This window comes from Cyclobacterium xiamenense, from assembly GCF_009467825.1.
Lineage (GTDB): Bacteria > Bacteroidota > Bacteroidia > Cytophagales > Cyclobacteriaceae > Cyclobacterium > Cyclobacterium xiamenense.
Genome location: NZ_WIOK01000043.1, coordinates 13753 through 35861, shown reverse-complemented (window position 1 = coordinate 35861; position 22109 = coordinate 13753). Strand labels below are relative to the sequence as shown.

Below are 22109 nucleotides of genomic sequence, written 5' to 3'. Positions count from 1 at the left end.
ATAAAATGAAAGAAGGGATTTTTGAAAATCTAATACAAAGGATGGTGGCGAAGCCACCGTATCCGTACAAAGCCTTTATTTGATAAGTGCCTTATTCAATAATTCGATTACGGACTTTTTTTATGATGAAAATCTAATTGTCCATGATGGAAATAAAGGTATCAACTTTATATTGGATGAAGATTTGACTATTTTAAAACAGCAAAAATTAAATTTTAAAGCAAATTCATTTTATAGTTTTGAGAACAAATGGGTTATTTTCAACAATTATCTTCAAAGAGATTGGGGAAATGATCTTTTGGTAATTGATAAAGATGATTTTTCAGTATCTTCTGCATACATTCCCGTAAATTCTGATGACTATGGGTTTCATTATGACGCTAGATATGCATTAAATGTAGATAATTCAGGTAACCAACTTTATTTTTCTAAAGCGTTCAATGATACCATTTATACGCTTAACAAAGATTTTCTGTTAGATAAGAAGTTTTTAATTGATTTTAAAGATAAAAGAGTCAGTAAAAATTATTTACAGTCTGGTATAAATGCCATGGATTTGTTATCAGATATGCGGAATGGCAATTTTTATTTTATAAAAGGGGAAATGCATTTTACTTCAGACAATAAGTTACTAATCAAAATTCTCAAGGAAGGCAAGTATGAAAACCTGCTTATTGACGATATAGAGAATTCAGGTGAAGTTTTTCCAGTTTTTGTGGATGATTTCCAATCAAATCAATCTTTTTATGATGTATTGTATTCAGATAAGGAACAACTAATTTTTGGAGAATCTTCTGAACATTTGTACCAAAGTCAAAACTTAGATCCATCATTTAAAGAAAAGTACACAATTAAATCAGAAGATAATTTTATCTTATTTGTTTTGGATAAGTAGGGCGAATGTTAGTCAAAATACTTTATTTATTTGGTATGAGTAGTTCTGCTGTATTATTTTCATGAACAGAAGTTACGTTTGGGAATGAGGTAGCAGAAAGTGATAATGGGTCCAGTTCATGACGCACCGTATTGATCCCCTGCACTACAACCCGGTATCAAAGTGATTACCGCTATCATTCAAGCTCGTTAATAGTGGATTTAACAACAAAGAAGGTAACTTTCCCTGGTTCGTTTCCGGAATTGTGTAACAAGGCACATTGGGGGCCGAAATTCAAATACGAACCAGGTATGGCCTATAATCCTACTACCAACGAATTGGTCCTGAGCTACCCCGTGGATCCTTTTCTCCAAAGCGTTAATCTTCGGACAAAGGAAGTAAGCCAACACTTTGTAGGCTCTGAGTACTTTGAGGCCATTCCCCCTTTCAAGCAAGACCCCTCTCACTATCTCAAGAGGGTCAAGGGTACCATATACCCGGAAGAAGACGACCATGGCTTGTCTACCTCTGATTATAGGGGAATATATTATGACCAAAATCAAAATCTCTTTTACAGGGTGGCGCTAATCCGGCCTTCGTTGGAAAAGCTATCCGTGTCCAGGGCACCCGACTTTTCGATTATCGTTCTCAATGAGCGTTTCGAGAAGTTGGGAGAGCGTTTATTTTCCTCAAAAGTCTATGATCCGTCAAAAATTTTCCTTTCTTCCACCGGGATCAACCTTTTCCGCAGGGATATGTACAATGAAAACGAAAACAAAATAGCCATTGAGGTATTTGGGCCGGCTGATATCCGGGGTAATTAGGACTCTATTTTAAATAATTCATGCCGATTGAAAAATAGGAGCACCACAGATTACTCAGATTACCACAGAAAAAAACGCCACTGGGTGAAGTATGCCACTTCACCCTGCTATCTTCGCCTTCGTAAATAGAAAAGAGCCGGTCGAAAGCCATTTGAAATGGCTAAACAAGTACTTTTCCACGAATGATTTTCCTAAAGTTCTGGCCATGGACCCGGCATTGCAAATGCCTCACTGGCGTTAATAAAGGAATAAAAGGGATGTAGATGCAATCTACACCCAGTCGAAGGATCAACCCTGTCACCTAAAAAATCCGTGGAAATTAGTGCGAATTCGTGGTTAAAAAAAAGGGTTGCACCATAGATTACTCAGATTAACACAGATTAAAGAATGGGTGGAGAATGCTACTGAGTGAGGTCAATCCTGGCACCAGAAAGAATCCGTGAAAATCGGTATGAATCCGTGGTGAAAAAAAGGTGCACCACAGATTACTCAGATTATCACAGATTAAAGCAGGGGTGGCGGTACTATCTTCGGAGTCATAAACAATTAGGAACCACCCAAAAGCCATTAGCAATGGCTAAACGCACTCGCTTTCAGAAATGATTTTCCTAACGTTCTGTCCATGGACCCGGCATTGCAAATGCCTCGCTGGCGTAAATAAAAGGATAAAAGGGATGTAGATACAATCTACACCCAGTCGAAGGATCAATCCTGGCACCAGAAAAAATCTGTGAAAATCTGTGCGAATCCGTGAAGAAAAGGCTTCACGAATAAAGCACAAACTCCGTCTCCCCCTAAAAATACAATACATGCTTAAAAAAAGATTTTTTTTTATTTTTTTTATATTTTTTTAAAAATATATTTGCAACTAATGGTTTTTTTTTGCAGCTTAGCCTCCATAAAATATTTAGTTAATATAAACCTAAAAAATTATGGAAAGATTATTTAAAAATTCCAAAAGATTAATGGCCTCACTGGGAGTGGTGGCTTTTTTGATGGTAGCCGGCTGGCAGGTAGGTGAACCAGCGCATGCTCAATCGGATTTGGTTTTTAACGAATTACAGATTGCGCTAGACTATGCTTTTGCGGGAAGCATTGATCCTCCTAATCAACCTGGCATTCATTGCAGGTGTCACAGTGATGGTGTGTGTTATGGTGGTAACCAATATTCTTTTCGAAAATTATGCCATTACAGTGATACAGGGTCAGCCAATTGTAGTGACTACAGTAGTAACTGTCCTTGACATTTAATATTGACCGCCTTAGGGCGGTCACACTTTTGTTTTAAATTATTAATTATTAATGTGAAATCGACAATGACTAGAACTTCATAACGAGGGATGCCCTCCTGATAGCTTTGGGAGTTATCGGGAAAAATTAGAAGATTTCTTCAGACCATTAAGAAAGAATTAATAACAAATGAAATATCTATGACGAGCTACGACACACAGGGGGATGATTATCAACCATGCGAGATTCCACCCCGATAAATCGGGACAAGTTCTGACCATTAAAAATCAAATTATAAACATATGAAAAAGACTTTTTTTGTTCCTGCTTTTTTGCTTCTAATAATCCTAGTTGGAGGTTGTGATTCCGGAAACAAAGAAACAGGATACTGGAATGTCCCATCGAGGGGGGGCATCGATTTAAAGTTACGTCACCTTACTATGGATACGGTCAGTATCAACCTGGATAACACTTCAGGAGTTGGACGTTTTTTAATTTACAAAGACACGCTGGTTTTCGTGGATGAACTGTACAGCACCTTGTATTTGTTTGATGACAATTTTAATGAGGTGGACAGCAGGTTTGGACGTGGGGATGGGCCTGGCGAATTATCCGGCAGAATAGTCGGCTTTGCCGAAAATGAAGGGCGGTTAATTGCCCTGGGGCCTTCCTACGATTATTACATGTTGGATATTGGTTCTGGAGAAGTCATGAAGAAAGGTTTGTTGCGTTTCGATGACGAAAGCCAGAATAATCCAAATGAAGTGATGAACAACCCCCGTCCGGAATACAAGGAAATCTACGAGGTGGATTATCCCGGTTTGCAAATAGCTTTTCTGGAGGACGAGGAGGTAATCTTTAATATCACCACCTCCCATCCGCTGTTCAATGCTTTTTCACACCGTGAATTTTACGAGTCTGCACGCATATTGGCCACCTTGGATATTGATTCTGGCAAACTGTCAGGAATACATGGAAGGATGTCGCCCATTTATGGGTCCTGGCGGTTTTTGCCCTATTTATCATCGGTTAAAGTAGCTGGCTGGAAAGAAAATGGTTTTTTTCTTGGTTTTGAAGCTGATACCCTAATTTATTATTTCAGGGAAGCTGACGAACCGCAATATGCTTTTGGGAATGCCGGAAGGAGTATGAAGACCGACTATGAGCAAGTGCAGGGAACGGAGGATTATGTTCAATACTACAAGGAATTAAGACCTAAATATGGGTTTTTTACTTTTCTTAAACACTTCTCTGAGTTAGACTTATTGTTCAGGGGTTACAGGAAGGGTATTAGTGAAAAAATGGACGGGCTTCAGATTTATCAAGAAAATGGATTAATTGGTGACATTGATGTGCCGAAGGGCTTCCGTTTAGTTGGTTTCAGGAATGACAGGTTTTATGGAGAGATCAAAAGCGAAGATGGTCTTTCAAGTGAAGAGATACCTGTTTTGGTGGAATTTAAATGGTGAGTCAAATGAAAATGGTTATTTATTCGATGGTATTGATGGTCATGTTCTCCGGAAGGATAATGGCACAAGTTGATCCCATGAGGGTAAGTGCAGACTCCTCTATAATGCGATTGTCGATAAAAGACGGGAAGGTAAGTCAGCCTGCTGCTTTTTATACGGTCCTTAACGAAGCCGGAAAGCCGATTTCCGTAACGGATATCAATGGTAGCGTAACCCTGAAAACCGGCATACCTGTTACTGTGCGAAGCTATTTTAGTAGGGATACTTCCTTTATGGTGCCTGATCAGCCTGAATTTTCGGTGTCACTTAGCCCGAATGTGATTGATTTGGAGGAAGTAGAGGTCACTTCCTATACCGTGGAAAAGCTGATGACGCTTGCAGGCAGGGATTTTAGCTCTAGGTATCCTACTTCTCCGCTTCTTTACCATATCAATGCCCATAGCTACATTAAAGACCGGAAGCGTTTCCTGGAGTTTTACCAGATGGATGGGTTGGCTTTGCTTTCCGGCAACCGTAACTGGTCCAAATGGAGTTTTGCCCCCGGTGGGAAACCGGAGGCCTACTTTTACCTGTTGCCCTTGGAGCAGCGCATGAGTGATCGGTTCGGCTATGACGGCGAACCCATTCCCTACGTGTCCTATGACGAAACGGGTGGTATTAGATGGGTAGTGATGCCATTTATGTCCCGTCCGGTTTACCGGGGGCTGGAAATCTGCGGGCCGATGTTTTTGAAAAACCATAAGTACTACGAGTTTGCTTACAGCTACGACGAAGAAACGGATGAAGATTACGTTGTTCACTTCAAAACCAAGGAGAGGTACAGGCAAGAGGATGCCAAAAATATATTCCTTATAGGGGAGGGGAATTTGGTAATAGATAAAACCAACCTGAGGATCACAGAAGTAAATTTTGAATTTTCCCAATACCATGATGTCAATTTCGAGATCAAGCGTGAAGGCAGGAGAAAGGATGTTGCCGGTGAAATCCGTGTGCGCTTTACAGGGACTGACGTTTTTTACCCTTCGGAATTGGAATTTACCTGTTATTATTTGGGGGAAAATTGGTATAGCCCAAGGGAAGATCCCGTGGGTCACGGAATTGAACGTTACGAGAAACTAAGATTTGGTCCTCATACAAAAGATCCACTGAAGGAGGATATGGAACAGGTTGTCAGATCATTTGATTTTGTTGGAATGAATTCTCAGGCCGGTTATGACAGCGACTTTTGGCGGAAAGACGGACATGTTCCTTCTACCTTGTACAGCGAAATATCCAGATCCTTGTCAACCAATATATCTTTGGAAAAGCAATTCCGGAACAATTCCGGAAAAAGATGGAAAGAATGGGACAGTAAGCGGGATACTCCTCAACGTGATTTTCCTGAGGCCAAAGATTTTGATGAGGGGGTAGAGAGGCACGAGAATTTGGTAAATGATATCAGGGAAAAGCGTTTTAGGAATGTGTATGATTATCTTAAAATGAGGAAAGATGAAAGTTATTAGGATAGTGATTTTTTTGGTTATGATATTTTGTATTTTTGGCCAAAGTAATGCTCAAGAAGAACCTAAACCAAGGAAAATAGATTCATTGGAGTTTGAAAGGACGTTGAAAGATTTAGGGGATATTGTTGAAGGAAGCGTAATACGCCACAAATTTGAATTCACAAATGAATACAATCGAATGGTAAATCTATCCATCCTGGAAAAATCCTGTAATTGCACCGATGTTATTTTGGGTAAAAATGATTTAAATGCCAATGACCAAGGTTATATAGAATTAATTGTAGACACGACGGGTAAGTGCGGAGCGTTTTATTCCTATGTTATCATTTCTGCGAATACCAAACAAAAATTTTATAAAATCGGAATAAAAGGCAATGTCATTAATTGCAATAACACGAATGCAAAATAGCTGAATCTGATAGTGAAAAACGGTGAAATACAGGTTGCTTAGATTAATACAGCTAAATAACAGAGAAAAGGTTAATCTTGGGATCTAAATAAACCTCTGCTGGGTGAAGTATGCCACTTCACTCTACTATCTCCGAAGCCATAAACAGATAGGAACCGTCCAAAAGCCATTTGCAATGGCTAAACGCACACTTTTCCAGGAATGATTTTCCTAAAGTTCTGTCCTTAGGACCCGGCATTGCAAATTCCTTGCTGGCGTAAATTAAATTATAAAAGTGATGCAGATGCAATCTACACCCAGTCGAAGGATCAATCCTGACACCTAAAAAATCCGTGAAAATCTGTGCGAATCTGTGGTTAAAAAAAGGTGCACCACAGATTACTCAGATTAACACAGATTAAAGAATGGGTGGAGAATGCTACCGTCACTGGGTGAAGTATGCCACTTCACCCTGGTATCTTAGGGATTACAAACAATTTAGACCCGCTAAAAAGCCATTTGCAATGGCTAAACGCACACTTTTCCAGAAATGATTTTCCTAAAGTTCTGGCCATGGACCCGGCATTGCAAATGCCTTGCTGGCGTAAATTAGATACTATAAGGGATGTAGATGCAATCTACACCCAGTCGAAGGATCAATCCTGACACCTAAAAAATCCGTGAAAATCCGTGCGAATCTGTGGTTAAAAAAAGGTGCACTACAGATTACTCAGATTAACACAGATAAAAAACTGGAAAATGGATCAATCCTGACAGCTAAAAAATCTGTGAAAATCTGTGCGAATCCGTGGTTAAAAAAAGGTGCACTACAGATTACTCAGATTACCACAGATAAAAAACTGGAAAATGGATCAATCCTGACAGCTAAAAAATCTGTGAAAATCTGTGCGAATCCGTGGTTAAAAAAAGGATGCACCACAGATTACTCAGATTACCACAGATAAAAAACGCCACTGGGGGAAGTATGCCACTTCACCCTGCTATCTTCAGGATTACAAACAATTTAGAACCGCCAAAAAGCCATTTGAAATGGCTAAACAAGTACTTTTCCACGAATGATTTTCCTAAAGTTCTGTCCATGGACCCGGCATTGCAAATGCCTCACTGGCGTTAATAAAGGAATAAAAGGGATGTAGATGCAATCTACACCCAGTCGAAGGATCAATCCTGACACCTAAAAAATCCGTGAAAATCTGTGCGAGTCTGTGGTTAAAAAAAGGTGCACCACAGATTACTCAGATTAACACAGATAAAAAACTGGAAAATGGATCAATCCTGACAGCTAAAAAATCCGTGAAAATCTGTGCGAATCCGTGGTGAACCCAAAGAAAGGCCTTCTTCTAATTAAAATCAGCAAAACCTATAAAAACGCCGGGGATTTACTAATTTTGCACCCAGTATGAACATGCAAAAAATAAGAAATTTCTGTATCATTGCCCATATCGACCATGGCAAAAGTACCCTTGCCGACCGGCTCCTGCAATTCACCAATACGGTGACCGACCGGGAAATGCAAGACCAGCTTCTGGACAGTATGGACCTGGAACGAGAACGGGGCATTACCATTAAGTCCCATGCCATCCAGATGAAATATCCCTATCAGGGAGAGGAGTATACCCTTAATCTGATTGATACCCCGGGACACGTGGACTTCTCCTACGAGGTATCCCGTTCCATTGCCGCCTGCGAGGGCGCGCTGCTGATCGTCGATGCCTCGCAGGGCATTGAAGCCCAGACCATTTCCAACCTCTACCTGGCCATTGGTCACGACCTGGAAATCATCCCCGTGCTCAATAAAATCGACCTGCCCGGAGCCCAGCCGGAGGTGGTGGCCGACGAGGTGATGGAACTCATCGGCTGCAAGCGGGAAGACATTATTCTGGCTTCAGGCAAGGAAGGGATCGGTATCGAAGCTATCCTGAATGCCGTGGTGGAAAAAATACCGGCACCAACCGGAGACGAAGAAGGCCCCCTGCAGGCCATGATTTTTGACTCGGTGTACAACCCGTTCCGCGGCGTGGAGGTATTGTTTCGTATTTTTAACGGCACCATCAATAAGGGCGACCGGATCAAATTCGTCAACACCGGCAAAGAATACGAAGCAGATGAAATTGGCATCCTGGGCATCCAGCAAAAACCACAGCCACAGCTAAAGGCAGGTAATGTGGGCTACCTGGTATCGGGCATCAAAGTAGCCAAAGAGGTCAAGGTAGGGGATACCATCACCCACGTGAAGCGGCCCTGCAGTAATACCGTGCAGGGATTTGAAAACGTGAAACCCATGGTATTTGCCGGGATTTATCCGGTAGACACCACCGACTTTGAAGAGCTGCGGGCCTCCATGGAGAAACTGCAGCTAAACGACGCCTCATTGGTCTGGGAGCCGGAAACTTCGGCGGCCCTGGGTTTTGGCTTCCGGTGTGGCTTTCTGGGAATGCTGCACATGGAAATCATCCAGGAACGCCTGGAGCGTGAATTTGACATGACGGTCATCACCACGGTGCCTTCGGTGCAGTTCCGGGCCCTTATGAACAATAACGAATACCGTACGGTGAATGCCCCCTCCGATATGCCCGAACCCAATTTGTTCAAGCACATCGAGGAACCGTATGTAAAGGTAGCCATCATTACCGCGGCCGATTACGTAGGGCCGGTCATACAGCTATGCATGGACAAGCGAGGGCAGATCAAAAATCAGGTCTACCTGACTTCCGACCGGGTAGAGTTGTCCTTTGACATGCCCCTGGTAGAAATTGTCTTCGACTTTTTTGACAAACTGAAAACCATTTCCAGGGGCTATGCTTCTCTGGATTACGAACTGATCGGCTTTCGGCAGTCGCACATGGTCCGCCTGGATGTGATGCTGAATGGAGAGCCAGTCGATGCCCTGTCTGCCATTGTCCACCGGGACAAGGCCTACGAATGGGGAAAACGGCTTTGCGAAAAGTTGAAAGAATTGGTACCTCGGCAGATGTTTGAAATCGCCATTCAGGCGGCTATCGGTAGCAAGGTGATTGCCCGGGAAACGGTCAAGGCACTGCGAAAAAATGTATTGGCGAAGTGTTACGGGGGCGATATATCCCGAAAACGAAAATTATTGGAAAAGCAGAAAAAAGGGAAGAAGCGGATGCGGCAGGTAGGCAATGTGGAAGTGCCACAGGAAGCCTTTATGGCGGTACTCAAACTGGATTAGATAGACGACAGGCTGCGGGTAGCCGGGGGATGTAGGCAACATAGTGCGATAGCTTGCCCGGCGAGAAGCGTTGCAATACCCGGCAGCGGTCGCACAAAATGAGCACAAATGGAAAAAAAAGAAGGATTTCTAAAAATCGACGGAAAAGCAATTTCCGCCACAATAAAAGACGAACTATCCGTTGAGGTAGCGGAAATGAAAAAAAAGGGGATGCGGGCCCCGCACCTGGCCGCCATTTTGGTAGGCAATGACGGGGCCAGTCAGACCTATGTGGGAGCCAAGGTAAAGGCCTGCGAGCAGGTCGGTTTCGAATCGACCTTGGTCCGCATGGAGGAGAGCGTGTCGGAAGAAGCGCTGCTGGCAGCGGTAGAAAAGATCAACGAAGACCCGGAGATCGATGGACTCATCGTGCAGTTGCCCCTGCCAAAACACATTTCCGTTGAAAAGGTCACGGCCAAAATCCGTCCGGAAAAAGACGTAGACGGCTTCACGCCAGCCAATGTGGGCAGAATGACCCTGGGCTGGCCGGCGTATATTTCGGCCACTCCGAACGGGATCGTGGAGTTGATCAAGCGGTACGAGATCGAAACCTCCGGCAAGCATTGCGTGGTGATCGGTAGAAGTCATATTGTCGGGTCTCCCATGAGCATACTGATGGGCAGGAATGGCTATCCGGGCAATTGTACCGTGACTCTGACCCATAGCCGGACCCAAAACCTACGCGAGATCGCGCAGTCGGCAGACATTCTGATTGTCGCCATTGGCAAAGCGGGTTTTGTGACCGGGGACATGGTGAAGGAAGGTGCGGTGGTGATCGATGTGGGGATTCATCGGATTCCGGATGCATCGAGGAAGAGCGGGTTCCGTTTGGTAGGGGACGTGAATTTCGAAGAAGTGGCGCCCAAGGCCTCCGCCATCACGCCGGTTCCCGGTGGGGTGGGGCCCATGACCATCGCCTCCTTGTTGTCCAATACCCTTCTGGCCGCGCAGGGCAAGGTGTACGGCTGACGGGGATTTTCTCTTTTGTTCAATCAGCGGTTCAATTACCCGCTCAATCAAAAATTATGAACGTAGAAGCAGCTAGTAGGGTCCGGGAAGGACAGGCATTGCCATTGATGGAAGCCTTTTATACCATACAGGGAGAGGGGACGTATTCCGGTCAGCCGGCGTATTTTATCCGGCTCGGCGGTTGTGACGTGGGCTGTGTATGGTGCGACGTAAAAGATTCCTGGGAAGCCGGCAAATGGCCGCTGGTGGAAATCGATCAAATCGTCGCGGAGGCCGATGCCTATCCGGCAAGGCTGGCGGTGATTACCGGGGGTGAGCCATTGATGTACGCCCTGGGACCCCTGACCCGGGGATTAAAGGAAAAAGGGTTTACCACCAACCTGGAAACCTCGGGAGCTCATCCGTATTCCGGTGACCTGGACTGGATTTGCCTTTCACCCAAGAAATTTAAGTCTCCGGTTCCCGAAATCTACACCATCGCAAACGAGCTGAAAGTGATCGTCTATAACAAAAGTGATTTTGATTTTGCACGAAGCGAGGCCCGAAAGGTGGCCCCTTCCTGTAAGTTGTTGCTACAGCCGGAGTGGTCGAAAGCCGAACAAATGATGCCCCAGATCGTGGATTTTGTCAAAGAAAACCCCCGCTGGCGCATTTCCCTTCAAACCCATAAATACATGGAAATCCCTTAGATTCGATGATGCGCCAGGTCCTGCTGTTTTTCCTGCTCACGTTTACCGCCTGCCTACAGGTACGGGGGCAGACGTATTCCATCATTGACAAACGGGCCATTGGGTATTACGAAGAAGGCGAATCTTTTCTCAGCAGAAAGCAATTTGGCGAGGCCGCGGGTAAATTCCAGGATGCGTACCAGCGAAGCAAGGATTTTTACGAGGCCTATATTCGGCACGCCCAGACCCTGCTGAGTACCGGCAGGTCAGGGGAGGCGCTGGACGTGGTGGGCCTGGCCGAAAACCGACTGGCGATCAAGGATAGCGACCTATTCAGAGGCAGGCTGGCCTGGCTGAAGGGCCAGGTATTGGTGGAAATGGGGCATTTTGAAGAAGCCCTACAGGCGGTGGAGCAGAGTGAGCCGTATCTCACCGAAGAATTTACCGATTCGGAGGCCTATCGGGAAAAAATGCAGCAGTTTCGCATGATCGAAGAAGGCATACGGAATCCGTTGTCCTTGAACAAGGAAAAATTACCCGCCCCACTTAATCGGTTTCAATTGCAATATTTCCCCGTTTTGACAGCAGATGGTAAACGGATTTTCTTCACCAAGCGGGATGGAATGTCCGCACGTGACCACGAAGATATTTTCTTTTCCAACCGGGATCAGGGGGATTGGACGGAGCCGGAACCCATATCCCTGTCCATCAATACCCGGTACAACGAGGGTACCTGTACTATTTCTGCCGATGGCAGGTTGCTGATTTTCACTTCCTGCGATACACCGGATTCGTTTGGAAGTTGCGACTTGTACCTCACCGAGCGGGTCAATGGTACCTGGCAAAAACCCCGAAATATGGGAAGGAATGTCAATTCACGCTTTTGGGACTCCCAGCCTTCCCTGTCGGCCGATGGGGGTATGCTGTTTTTTTCTTCCAATAGACCCGAGGGGCAGGGAGGCAACGATATCTGGTTTTCGAAAAGGGACGGTACGGGGCAGTGGTCCCCCGCGGAAAACCTCGGACAGCCCGTCAATACAGCAGGGGACGAAGTGTCACCGTTTGTATTTTTTAACAATACCGTGCTTTTTTTCGCGTCGGACGGGCACAAGGGTTTTGGAAAGAAGGACCTGTTTATCAGCCGCTACAGCAGCAGGGGATTTGGTCCGCCAGAAAACCTGGGGTACCCCATCAACGACCAAAAAGATCAGTTGGCGCTGTTCATCACGGCACAGAAGGATTATGCCTATTACACCGAAAACAGCTACCATCAAGGCAAGGCGGACAGTTCGTTTTTGTACCGGTTTGACTTCCCCGAAGAAATCGATCTGGGGGAAAACCTGGTTGTGACCGAAGGAAGGGTGCTCAACGAGCAAACCGGGGAACCGGTGGAGGCAGTGCTTTCGCTAGTCAATTTGGAAAACGACAGTACGCTGTATACGTTTCGATCGGAAGGCGAAGCGGGTACCTTTACGATGATTTATCCAGACAAGTCTTTCTCTGGCCTGTACGTAGAAAAGCAAGGGTACATGCCCCGCATTTACAACGTGGACCGGGATAACCTGAAAAACCAAAAGAACCTGGAGATCCAATTGGAACCCATTTCCTCAGGCAATCGGTTTGTGTTTGAAAACGTATTTTTTGATTTTGACGATACCCAGCTAAAGCCAGCGTCGATCAGCTCCTTGAAGCGCCTCGTTGCCTTTTTAGAAACGCATCCTGCGGTTTCCATTACCATCGCGGGTCATACCGACAACGTCGGCAGCGATGCCTACAACCTCACCTTGAGTACCCAACGCGCGGTGGAGGTGAAGGAGTTTCTGCTGGAATCCGGAATCGAGGAATCCCGCATAGCCACCCGTGGGATGGGGTCTTCGGCCCCCCTTGTGCCCAATGAGACCGAAGAAAACAGGGCATTTAACCGGAGAATTGAGGTGATCATTCGGTAAGGTGGTCCAGAAATAACGGATTTTCATAAACCGATTGGCTTTTTACACGTTTATATGTCAGTAAATCCGCCCCATCAACGTCTTATCTTTACTACATGCTTTGGAATATCCATGGAATTTGTAGTAAATTGGTTGACTGTTCACCTCAATATGTATGATGAAGAAAGCGTTACCACTAGTATTAATTTTCCTTTCTCTTGTTTTCCGGGTTCAGGCCCAAAGTAGCCGGACGGTGACCGGCACCGTGACGGACGCAGAAGCGGGTTTGCCGATTCCCGGAGTCACCGTAATGGTCCGGGGTACCGACACCGGTACGGTCACCGATATCGATGGCAGGTATCAAATTGAGGTCTTCGAAGGAGAAAACGCCCTGGTTTTCCGGTTTATCGGACTGCAAGCCCAGACGGTGACGATCGGAAACCGCAGTCAGGTCGATGTGGCGCTGAGCCCCGATGTGACCTCCCTTGATGAGGTAGTGGTGACTGCCTATGGGGATCAGACACGCCGGGAAGTGACCGGCGCCATTGCTTCAGTCAAAGGAGAGATTTTTCAGGATCTTCCCATGCAGTCCTTTGATCGGGCCATGCAGGGAAGGGTAGCCGGGGTGCAGGTCACGGCCGGTTCGGGGCAGCCGGGTGGAACACTGAACGTACAGATTCGCGGGGTGGGCTCGATCAACGCCGGCACGCAACCGCTGTATATCGTGGATGGGGTGCAAATAGCATCGGGAGGTCTTTCCGGACAGGGTCCTCAAAATGCCCTTGCCTCCATCAATCCCAACGATATCGAATCCATTGAGGTCTTTAAGGATGCGGCAGCCGCTTCCATCTACGGGGCACAGGCAGCAAACGGCGTGGTGCTGATCACCACCAAGCGCGGAAAACAAGGAAAAACAAAAGTGCGGATCTCTGCACAGGAGGGCCTGGTGCAGCCGCTAGGCTTTTACGATGTGATGAATGCCAACCAACTGGCTTCTATCAAGCGGCAGGCCTATATCAACGCCGGACTCAATCCCCGGGATGCCGAATCGATTTTCGGAAGTCCCAGTGACACCGATATTCAGAACACCGATTGGGTGAACGCACTTTTCCGGGAGGGCCGGCTGCGTGTGTACGATCTGTCCCTGTCAGGTGGAGACGACCGCACGCAATTTTTTATTTCCGGATCCCATACCTACCACGAGGGGCAAATCATCATGTCCGATTATTCCCGAACCACCGGGCGGATGAACCTGTCCCATAATGTAAACGAAAAATTCAACATCAATGTCAATCTTTCCCTTTCCAGGCAAATCACCAATGGAACCATTGATCGGGGAAACTTCGTGAATAGTCCCTTTGTGGCCGGGTACGTTTCCCGTCCCAATGTGCCGATCTATAACGAAGACGGGACGTTTGCGGAATATCCTTCCGAACATCTTTTTGGGTACAACATCGTGCAAGGAGTCCGGCAGGAGCTTCGGACGGGAACCAGCTACCAGTCGGTATCCAATCTGCAGATGACGTACAAGATTCTTCCCTGGCTGGGCTTTACTGCTTTCGGAGGCCTTGATTTTTCCGATAACCGGGACGAGAATAACCGTCCTTCGACCATTCCGGCTTTTGCCAGTTACGGTGGATCTTCTACCTTCGTGGACCGGCGGATCGTCAATTCCAATGCCAATGCCAATTTCAACGTAAACAAAACCTTTTCCGATCTGCATACCGTTTCAGGCATACTGGGCTACGAATACAAGATGGAAACCCAGGAAAATACCTCCGCAACGGGTCGGGGCTTTCCCAATCCCGTGTTGCGGTACCTGCAGAATGCGGCACAGCCGTTTCAGGTGGGCGGTTTTTACACCGAGTACGCACGGTCCGGATTCTTCGGACAGGCCAAATACGACTACGACGACCGATACACCTTTGACCTGACGGTCCGCCGCGATGGATCGTCCCGCTTTGGAACCAATACCCGTTGGGGTAATTTTGGTGCCGTGTCGGCCGGATGGCGCCTGTCTTCGGAGCGGTTTATGGAAAATGCCCGCTGGGTGGATAACCTTCGGCTCCGGGCCTCCTACGGGATCACAGGAAATTCCAACATCGGTAATTTTGAATCCCGCACGCTGGTGGGTTCGGCCGGGCAGTACCTGGGGGGGGGAGCCTTGCGCTTTGTGCAGTTAGGAAACGACCGGCTGACCTGGGAGGAATCGGTGTCTACCAATATCGGGGTGGACGCCACCTTGTTTAACGGACGCATCATCGCAACGGTGGACGTGTGGCGGAAAGATTCGCAAAGTTTGTTGTTTGAGACGCAGCTTCCCATCGATTCCGGCTTTGGCTCCATCACGCGGAATACAGGAAAAGTACGCAATCAGGGGATCGACTTTGATTTGCAAACGACCAACGTGGTCTGGGGGAAGTTCCGCTGGAGCACGGCTTTCAATACCTCCATTTTTTCCAACGAACTATTGGAACTCTACGAGGGGCTGGACCGGCTGGGGAATGACTTGATCGTCGGAAAGCCCATCGATTTTTACTACGCCTACGAGTATGCAGGGGTGAATCCGGCCAATGGAGCACCCATGTATTTTGATGAGAACGGGGAATACACCTATTTGGTCTCAGACGACGACCTGAAATACATTGGCAGTGCCTTGCCCTGGAATTTCGGCGGGCTATCCAACACCTTCGCCTATGGTCCGGTAAGCCTGGAAGTGTTTTTTCAGTACCAATACGGAAACCTGGCATTCAACCAGGACCTGTATAACCTGGCGCAGGCCGGATCCATCGGGCAGGACAATCAAACGGTGGACCAGTCGTTTTTCTGGCGCGTGCCCGGGCAAATCACCAACGTGCCGAAGCCCTACGAAGGGGGGCGGGTTCCCGGACACTCGGGCTACCAGCAGTTTTCCACCAAACAAATTTCTGACGGTAGTTATATACGGCTAAAGCAGGTCACGCTTAATTACAACCTCCCAAAAAACCTGCTTTCGAAGGCCCGGATAGACGAAATGAACGTATTTGTCCAGGGGCTTAATCTTTGGACCCTGACCAAATACAACGGCCTGGACCCGGAGGTGAATTCCATCGGAGATACCTACGGAACCTACCCCACAGCCCGGCAAATTACCGCAGGAATCAACCTTACCTTTTGACAGGAATGATGAAGAAGATGATAAAAACATGCTTTTCGATGGGGTTGGCAGCACTTCCCCTGTTGGCTTGCACCGATCTGAATACCACCCCCAGGCAGAGCCTGACCCCGGAAGTGGCTTTCAACGACGTGTCCGGCTATCAATCGGTGGCCAATTCCATGTATAACCGGGCCACTAGCTTCAGCTATTACGGCCAAACCATGATGATTGCCCCGGAGATTTTAGCGGATAACTTGCGCCTGGTGGCCAATTCTGGCCGATACCAAGGCGAAGAAGCAAACGGGGATCGGGACCACATTGCCATTTGGAATGGCGTGGTGTATGGCGGCATTAATGACGCCAACCTGATCATCGAAACCATCGACGACGAGTCGGTGTCTGGAGAAGAACAAGAGAAATCCTTTATCAAGGGGGACGCTTACTTTATGCGGGCCTTGTTTTACTTTGATTTGTGCCGGGTCTACGGCTACGAGCCCGGGAGGGAAGTGAATGGCTTCGATTTGGGGCCGATCCTTCGACTGCAGCCCACCCTGGTGGCTTCGGATGCCGATTTCCGGACCCGGTCCACGGTAGAAGAAGTGTACGAGCAGATCGAGCGGGATTTATTGGCTGCCATCCCGCTGGTGGGAGCCGTTCCGATCGGCTCCGATGGCGTGTACTATGCCAATACCGGAGCAGCCCTCACCCTGCTGGCTCGTCTTTACCTTTATTGGGGGCGAATGGAGGACGCAGAGGCAGCAGCGACTTCGGCCATGAATCTCCTCGGTTTGCGAACCAACGGGGATGGATTGCTGGAAGCCGGGCAGTACGTGCAGGGTTTTTCCCGGGCGCCTCATCCGGAATCCCTGTTTGAACTGGAACTGCGGCAGGTGGACTGGAGCAGCGTGGACGGCGTAAACAACAGCCTGAATTCCCTGGTCTCCGACAACGAACCAGCCGCTCAGTTTATCATCGGCGCCTCCAATGAATTGATGGCCGCCTACGAAACGGGAGACGTGCGCCGCGAATGCTGGAGGGAAACCACCCGGGACGGCATCGAGGGCCCGGTATACGCCAGTAGAAAATGGACCGGCTACAAAGGAGATTTTTTGGAAAACCTTCCAATCATCCGGGCGGCCGAGTTGTACCTGATCCGTGCGGAGGCCAGGTACCAAAACAACCCACAAGGAGCTCGGGAAGACATCAATGCCCTCCGATCCAAACGCGGACTGGGAGCGATCGATAACTTACTGTCCGGAGAAGCCCTGCTCAACCGCATCCTGCTGGAGCGAAGGCTGGAATTTGCCCTGGAAGGCCATCGTTTTTTCGACTTGAAAAGAAACGGTCGGGATATAAGCAAACATGCAGATTTTCTCGAAGTTCCCTATACCGATTACAGGATTCTGGCAAACCTACCCTTGTCCCAGATTCAATTGAATGAAAACCTTGAGCAAAACCCGGGATATTAAGCTATGGCTACCTTACAACGAATCGTCGGATACGTGTTACTCTTAGGAATGGTTTCCTGGATTTCTTCCTGTATGGATGAATCCGGGTTTACGATTGTCTGGGAAGGTATGGAAGTAGAATTTGAAGATGCCTCCCGCCCCAACAATACCATCCGGAAAATCATGACCAAACTAAACGATACCCAAGTGGATCAGGAGGTCGTGCGGGTGAATCTGGTCGGCGCGCAGGTGGATCAGCCGGTTAATCTATTGCTGGGAGTCGATCCCACGTCCACGGCCGTGGAGGGCGTACATTACCGCCTGAGCAACCCGGAGGTGACCATTCCTGCCAATAGCAGTTTTGTAGACGTGCCGCTTGAAATTCTGACCGGTAATCTGGCGAACGAAGAGACGCCTAACCTGGTCCTTCGGATTCTGGATGCCGGAGAAACGAAAATCAGCACCAACTACAACCAATTGACCATTGAGATTCGGCTTTCCTGCCCATCCGACCTGGCAGGCACATACAGTACCGTTACGGTGGGTACGGGAGGAACCGTCAATTACGAAGTGACGATTACCGAGTTGGAGCCGTTTACTTACCGAATTTCGGACATCACCGGCGGGGTGTATTCCCAAACCTTCGGGGCGGAAGACAATCCGGCTGTGTTTACCGAGCTATGTGGAGAGATCACCATCACCGATCAACCCGATCTGGTCTTTGGTGGAGACACCTTCAATGGTACGGGAAGGGTAAACGAAGACGGCACCATTCGGATAAGTTGGAGAACGGAGGAATCCGAGGAGAGCGGCGTCACGACCCTGACCCGGGTGGTGGAATAGCCGGCTGCTAGCAATGAAGAAGAGAACAGTAGCCTGATGAAATCATCAGAAACGTTTGTAGAAAATCAGATGAAAAAAACGCTCATTTTGATCGCTTTCCTGTTCGCGGGAGGGTTGGTTGTCGCCCAGAATACGGGAGATACCCAGGGAGGTTTACAGAAAGTCCGCACCGAGGTATTTCAGAGGTTGCAGCAAAATGTGAAGCAGTACAGCTTGGGCCCTGCGGAGAAGATTGCCCTTGCCGAGCAGTTGGGTATTCCGGTTCGCTTACGGCTTGCCGATCAGCGAATGGCGGTTTTTCAATACCTGGACGAAAGTAATCATCCGGTCTATTATACCACGCACAACCTGGCCGCTGCAGCGGCTACGGGTACCAATGCCTTGCAGGAGGGCGGAAGTCTGGGGCTTAGCCTTGCAGGAGCGGACATGGTGATTGGCATCTATGACCAGACCCGTCCAAAAGCTTCCCACAACGAATTTGGCAATCGGGTCACCCAAATTGACGGGTCTACCGAGGAAATCAGTAACCACGCCACCCACGTTACCGGGACCATTCTTGCAGCCGGAAACAATCGAAACGCGCGAGGGATGGCCAATCAGGCAACGGGATGGGCCTTTAACTGGGATGCAGACATTTCTAAAATGACCCAAAATAGCTATGACCCCCAACTCAATCCGCAAGGGCACCTGGTGTCCAACCATTCCTATGGATTCCTGACGGGCTGGTTCCGGGATAGCAACAACAATTGGGCCTGGTCAGGTAACGAGGGCGTCAGTCCAAACGAGGACTATCGCTTCGGTTTCTACTCCAACAAATCCAGACAAATCGATGAACTATCGTTTTCAAAGCCCTATTACACGATCGTTTGGGCGGCGGGAAACGACCGATCGGATGTTGGGGATGGTTCCCGCGACTCGGACGGTCCCGATGATTCGATTGGTCCGGAAGGGGTAGCCAAGAACAGCCTCACGGTTGGTGCAGTCAACTTGTTGGGGGAATACACCGACCCCAGAGATGTTATCATGAGTTCGTTTTCCAGCTGGGGCCCGGTGGACGATGGCCGGATCAAACCCGATCTGGTAGGAAAAGGAGTCAACGTGTTTAGCTCGGCCATTTTGGACGCTAATAATGGTGACAGTTATGCCAGTTTGAGCGGCACCTCCATGGCTTCGCCCAATGTTTCGGGTTCCTTGCTTTTGTTGCAAGAGCTTTATGGAGACCGAAATGCGGGGCGGTACATGCTTTCTTCCACGTTGAAGGCGCTGGCTATACAAACCACAAAAGAAGCCGGCATGAACCCTGGTCCGGATTATATGTTCGGCTGGGGACTGCTCGACGCCGCAGCCGCAGCCCGGATGATAATCGATGAAGACGGTAGTTCTACTGTTATCCGCGAGCGGGACCTGCGGCAGGGCGAGGTATACGAATTTGAGTTTATTTCCAATGGAATAGAACCCATCAAAGCAACCATTGCCTGGACCGATCCTGCGGGGTCGCCCCCCTCACCCAGCCTAAACCCAGCTAATTTGATGTTGGTCAATGACCTGGATTTACGAATTATTGGCGAAGATGGGACTACCTATTTTCCCTGGACGCTCGATCCCCGGGATGGGTCCAGCGCGATCGCTTCCAATGATACCGATAACTTCCGAGACAATGTGGAGCAGATTGAGGTTACCAACCCTGCACCGCAGCGCTACACCCTCCGGGTAAGCCATAAAGGAACCCTTACCAATGGAATTCAGCCCTTCAGTTTGGTGTTTTCTGCCGGCGTGTCCGGAGGACAGTCCAGTACTTTGTATTGGATTGGCAGCGATGGTAACTGGGACAATCCCCGTAATTGGTCCCTGAGTAGCGATGGGGTAGCCGCTAACCGGATCCCGGACGCCGGTACACGTGTGGTCATCGATCGCCCCATCGAGGGAGGAAGAATTGCCCTGGGCAGGGAGACGGACGTTTTCAGCCTAAATATTTTTGGCGATAGCGGTTGGGTGCTTGATCTGGATCAAAATGAGCTACGGGTACGCAACGGATTCCGTTCGAGTAATAACCTGACTGAGTTGCAGAATGGGCAAATCCGGTTTGAAGGTGCAGACCAAAACGAGAATATCCTGGATTTTGGGCAGTTGACCTTCACCGATATCGACTTGTTTTTTGAGCAGGGACAGTGGCGCATTCTGTCCATGCCCCCTCCAACCCGTTTGGATATAGAAGCGGCAACCGTCGATTTTGCAATGGACAGCCTGTCGGTGCGTTCCTTTGCCCTGGGAGCCAATGCGGCGCTTCGGGGCAATCTGGAGACGTTAGCATTTGAGGTTGATTTCCGCAGTCTCCCGGGCGCCAGTATCGAAGCGGAGTTGAATTTGGTATTTACCGGAGAAAACGGCGTGTTTGAAGACCTCGCCGCCACCCGCTTGGCACACCTGAAAAATAGTGGGGGAGTACTGGAGCTACAAGCCACCGGATTGATAGAAACCCTAGAATTGGACGGGGAGACTCGTATACTACAGGACAACATCCAGGTGGAGGTGCTGGCATTGAATAGCGGTGCCCAGTTGGTTTTGTCAAGTGGGCAATCGTTGACGGTCGTGGAGACGATCAGTCACTCGGGCGGTCCAAATGCCCAATCCATGATTCGCTCCTCCGGCAAAGCGACCTTGATTCACAATCCCTACAGAAAATACTGCTTTGACGGGCTAAGTGTAGAAAACGTGGACCTGCAGGGCGAGGCTGTAATCAACCTGAATCCACAGTCCTCTGTAATCAATGCGGCCAACTGGAGCAATATTCGCTGCGAAAACGTGCTTTTTGCCAATTTTGACGTGGAGTTTAACTGTGCGGGAGGGGTGACCGAATTTATCAACCTCTCGGAAGGTAGTATCAATCGCTATCGCTGGAACTTTGCCGGATTTGGCACCTCCAGTGAGGCGCAGCCTACCTTTATTTTTTCAAACGCCAGAACCTATTTGGTGCGGTTGGAAATCGCCGGTCCGGGTGGGGAGACCACCTTCGAACGAAGCATTACCATCAATCCCAATTCCCTGCGTAAACCGGAAATCGTTGCCAATGGGGCGCAGCTTACCTCGCGGGTGCCTGCGGCTTCGTACCAATGGTACAACAATGGCGTCAAGATCCCAGGTGCTATCGAGCGGTCCCTACTGGTGGAGGATGGCGGGGCCTATCAGGTGACCGTTATAGACGATCAGTGCAACCGGATTTCGGATCTGGTGGTAGTTTCCAGTACGGGGGACGATACCTTTTCCGGAAGGGCCGGCTATGCATTGGGCCCCAATCCGGTAGGGGAGCGGTTGTCTCTGTTCATGCACAATGATTTTAGAGGAGAGGTGGCGGTGTCACTTTTTGATGCAACTGGTAGGGAGCGGTTCCGCGATGAATTTGCCAAAACGGCCCATGGAATGGAGTACCTGATGGATTTTGCCTACCCGGCTGGTCTGTACCTGGTACAGGTTCGGGCAGGAAAGGAAGTGCATACCTTCAAAGTGCTGAAGGAGTGAGGGCAACTGGCAACGGGAGTGTCTGCCTTGCCGACCTGTGATTCGAAGGTTTCGCACGGGT

Annotated in this window: 15 protein-coding genes; all 15 read left to right on the top strand. The window is 48.4% G+C overall.

The window, feature by feature from the left end; genetic code table 11:
- Positions 1–79: 79 nt before the first annotated feature.
- Entirely contained in the window at positions 80–895 is an 816-nt protein-coding gene (locus GCU44_RS21265) for a hypothetical protein (protein ID WP_154859415.1), read from the top strand.
- Between the two features lie 194 nt (positions 896–1089).
- The gene (locus GCU44_RS21260) at positions 1090–1698 is read left to right on the top strand and encodes a DUF4221 family protein (RefSeq protein WP_161993990.1); all 609 of its coding nucleotides are present in this window, start codon (positions 1090–1092) and stop codon (positions 1696–1698) included.
- Positions 1699–2630: 932 nt separating this feature from the next.
- Complete coding sequence (locus GCU44_RS21255; RefSeq protein ID WP_154859413.1) at positions 2631–2942, top strand: hypothetical protein; 312 nt, start codon at positions 2631–2633, stop codon at positions 2940–2942.
- 288 nt (positions 2943–3230) lie between these two features.
- Positions 3231–4397, top strand: coding sequence for a hypothetical protein (locus tag GCU44_RS21250; protein ID WP_154859412.1), 1167 nt, complete (start codon positions 3231–3233; stop codon positions 4395–4397).
- 5 nt (positions 4398–4402) lie between these two features.
- On the top strand, positions 4403–5899 hold the full coding sequence (locus GCU44_RS21245; RefSeq protein ID WP_154859411.1) for a hypothetical protein: 1497 nt from the start codon (positions 4403–4405) through the stop codon (positions 5897–5899).
- Entirely contained in the window at positions 5886–6308 is a 423-nt protein-coding gene (locus GCU44_RS21240) for a DUF1573 domain-containing protein (protein WP_154859410.1), read from the top strand. The genes GCU44_RS21245 and GCU44_RS21240 overlap by 14 nt, the downstream gene beginning before the upstream one ends.
- A gap of 659 nt (positions 6309–6967) precedes the next feature.
- A complete protein-coding gene (locus GCU44_RS21235; RefSeq protein WP_154859409.1) occupies positions 6968–7252 on the top strand; it encodes a hypothetical protein in 285 nt (94 codons plus the stop codon).
- 455 nt (positions 7253–7707) lie between these two features.
- On the top strand, positions 7708–9501 hold the full coding sequence (lepA, locus tag GCU44_RS21230) for a translation elongation factor 4 (RefSeq protein ID WP_154859408.1): 1794 nt from the start codon (positions 7708–7710) through the stop codon (positions 9499–9501).
- 108 nt (positions 9502–9609) lie between these two features.
- Entirely contained in the window at positions 9610–10509 is a 900-nt protein-coding gene (locus GCU44_RS21225; protein WP_154859407.1) for a bifunctional 5,10-methylenetetrahydrofolate dehydrogenase/5,10-methenyltetrahydrofolate cyclohydrolase, read from the top strand.
- A 56-nt stretch (positions 10510–10565) separates the two neighbouring features.
- Entirely contained in the window at positions 10566–11198 is a 633-nt protein-coding gene (locus GCU44_RS21220) for a 7-carboxy-7-deazaguanine synthase QueE (protein ID WP_154859406.1), read from the top strand.
- 5 nt (positions 11199–11203) lie between these two features.
- The gene (locus GCU44_RS21215) at positions 11204–13126 is read left to right on the top strand and encodes an OmpA family protein (protein ID WP_154859405.1); all 1923 of its coding nucleotides are present in this window, start codon (positions 11204–11206) and stop codon (positions 13124–13126) included.
- Between the two features lie 154 nt (positions 13127–13280).
- Positions 13281–16262 (top strand): SusC/RagA family TonB-linked outer membrane protein, encoded by a 2982-nt coding sequence (locus tag GCU44_RS21210; RefSeq protein WP_241685058.1) that lies wholly within the window; start codon positions 13281–13283, stop codon positions 16260–16262.
- Positions 16263–16300: 38 nt separating this feature from the next.
- Positions 16301–17710, top strand: coding sequence for a RagB/SusD family nutrient uptake outer membrane protein (locus tag GCU44_RS21205; RefSeq protein ID WP_241685057.1), 1410 nt, complete (start codon positions 16301–16303; stop codon positions 17708–17710).
- Between the two features lie 3 nt (positions 17711–17713).
- The gene (locus GCU44_RS21200; protein WP_154859404.1) at positions 17714–18532 is read left to right on the top strand and encodes a DUF4843 domain-containing protein; all 819 of its coding nucleotides are present in this window, start codon (positions 17714–17716) and stop codon (positions 18530–18532) included.
- A 36-nt stretch (positions 18533–18568) separates the two neighbouring features.
- On the top strand, positions 18569–22048 hold the full coding sequence (locus GCU44_RS21195; RefSeq protein ID WP_241685056.1) for a S8 family serine peptidase: 3480 nt from the start codon (positions 18569–18571) through the stop codon (positions 22046–22048).
- Positions 22049–22109: the final 61 nt, after the last annotated feature.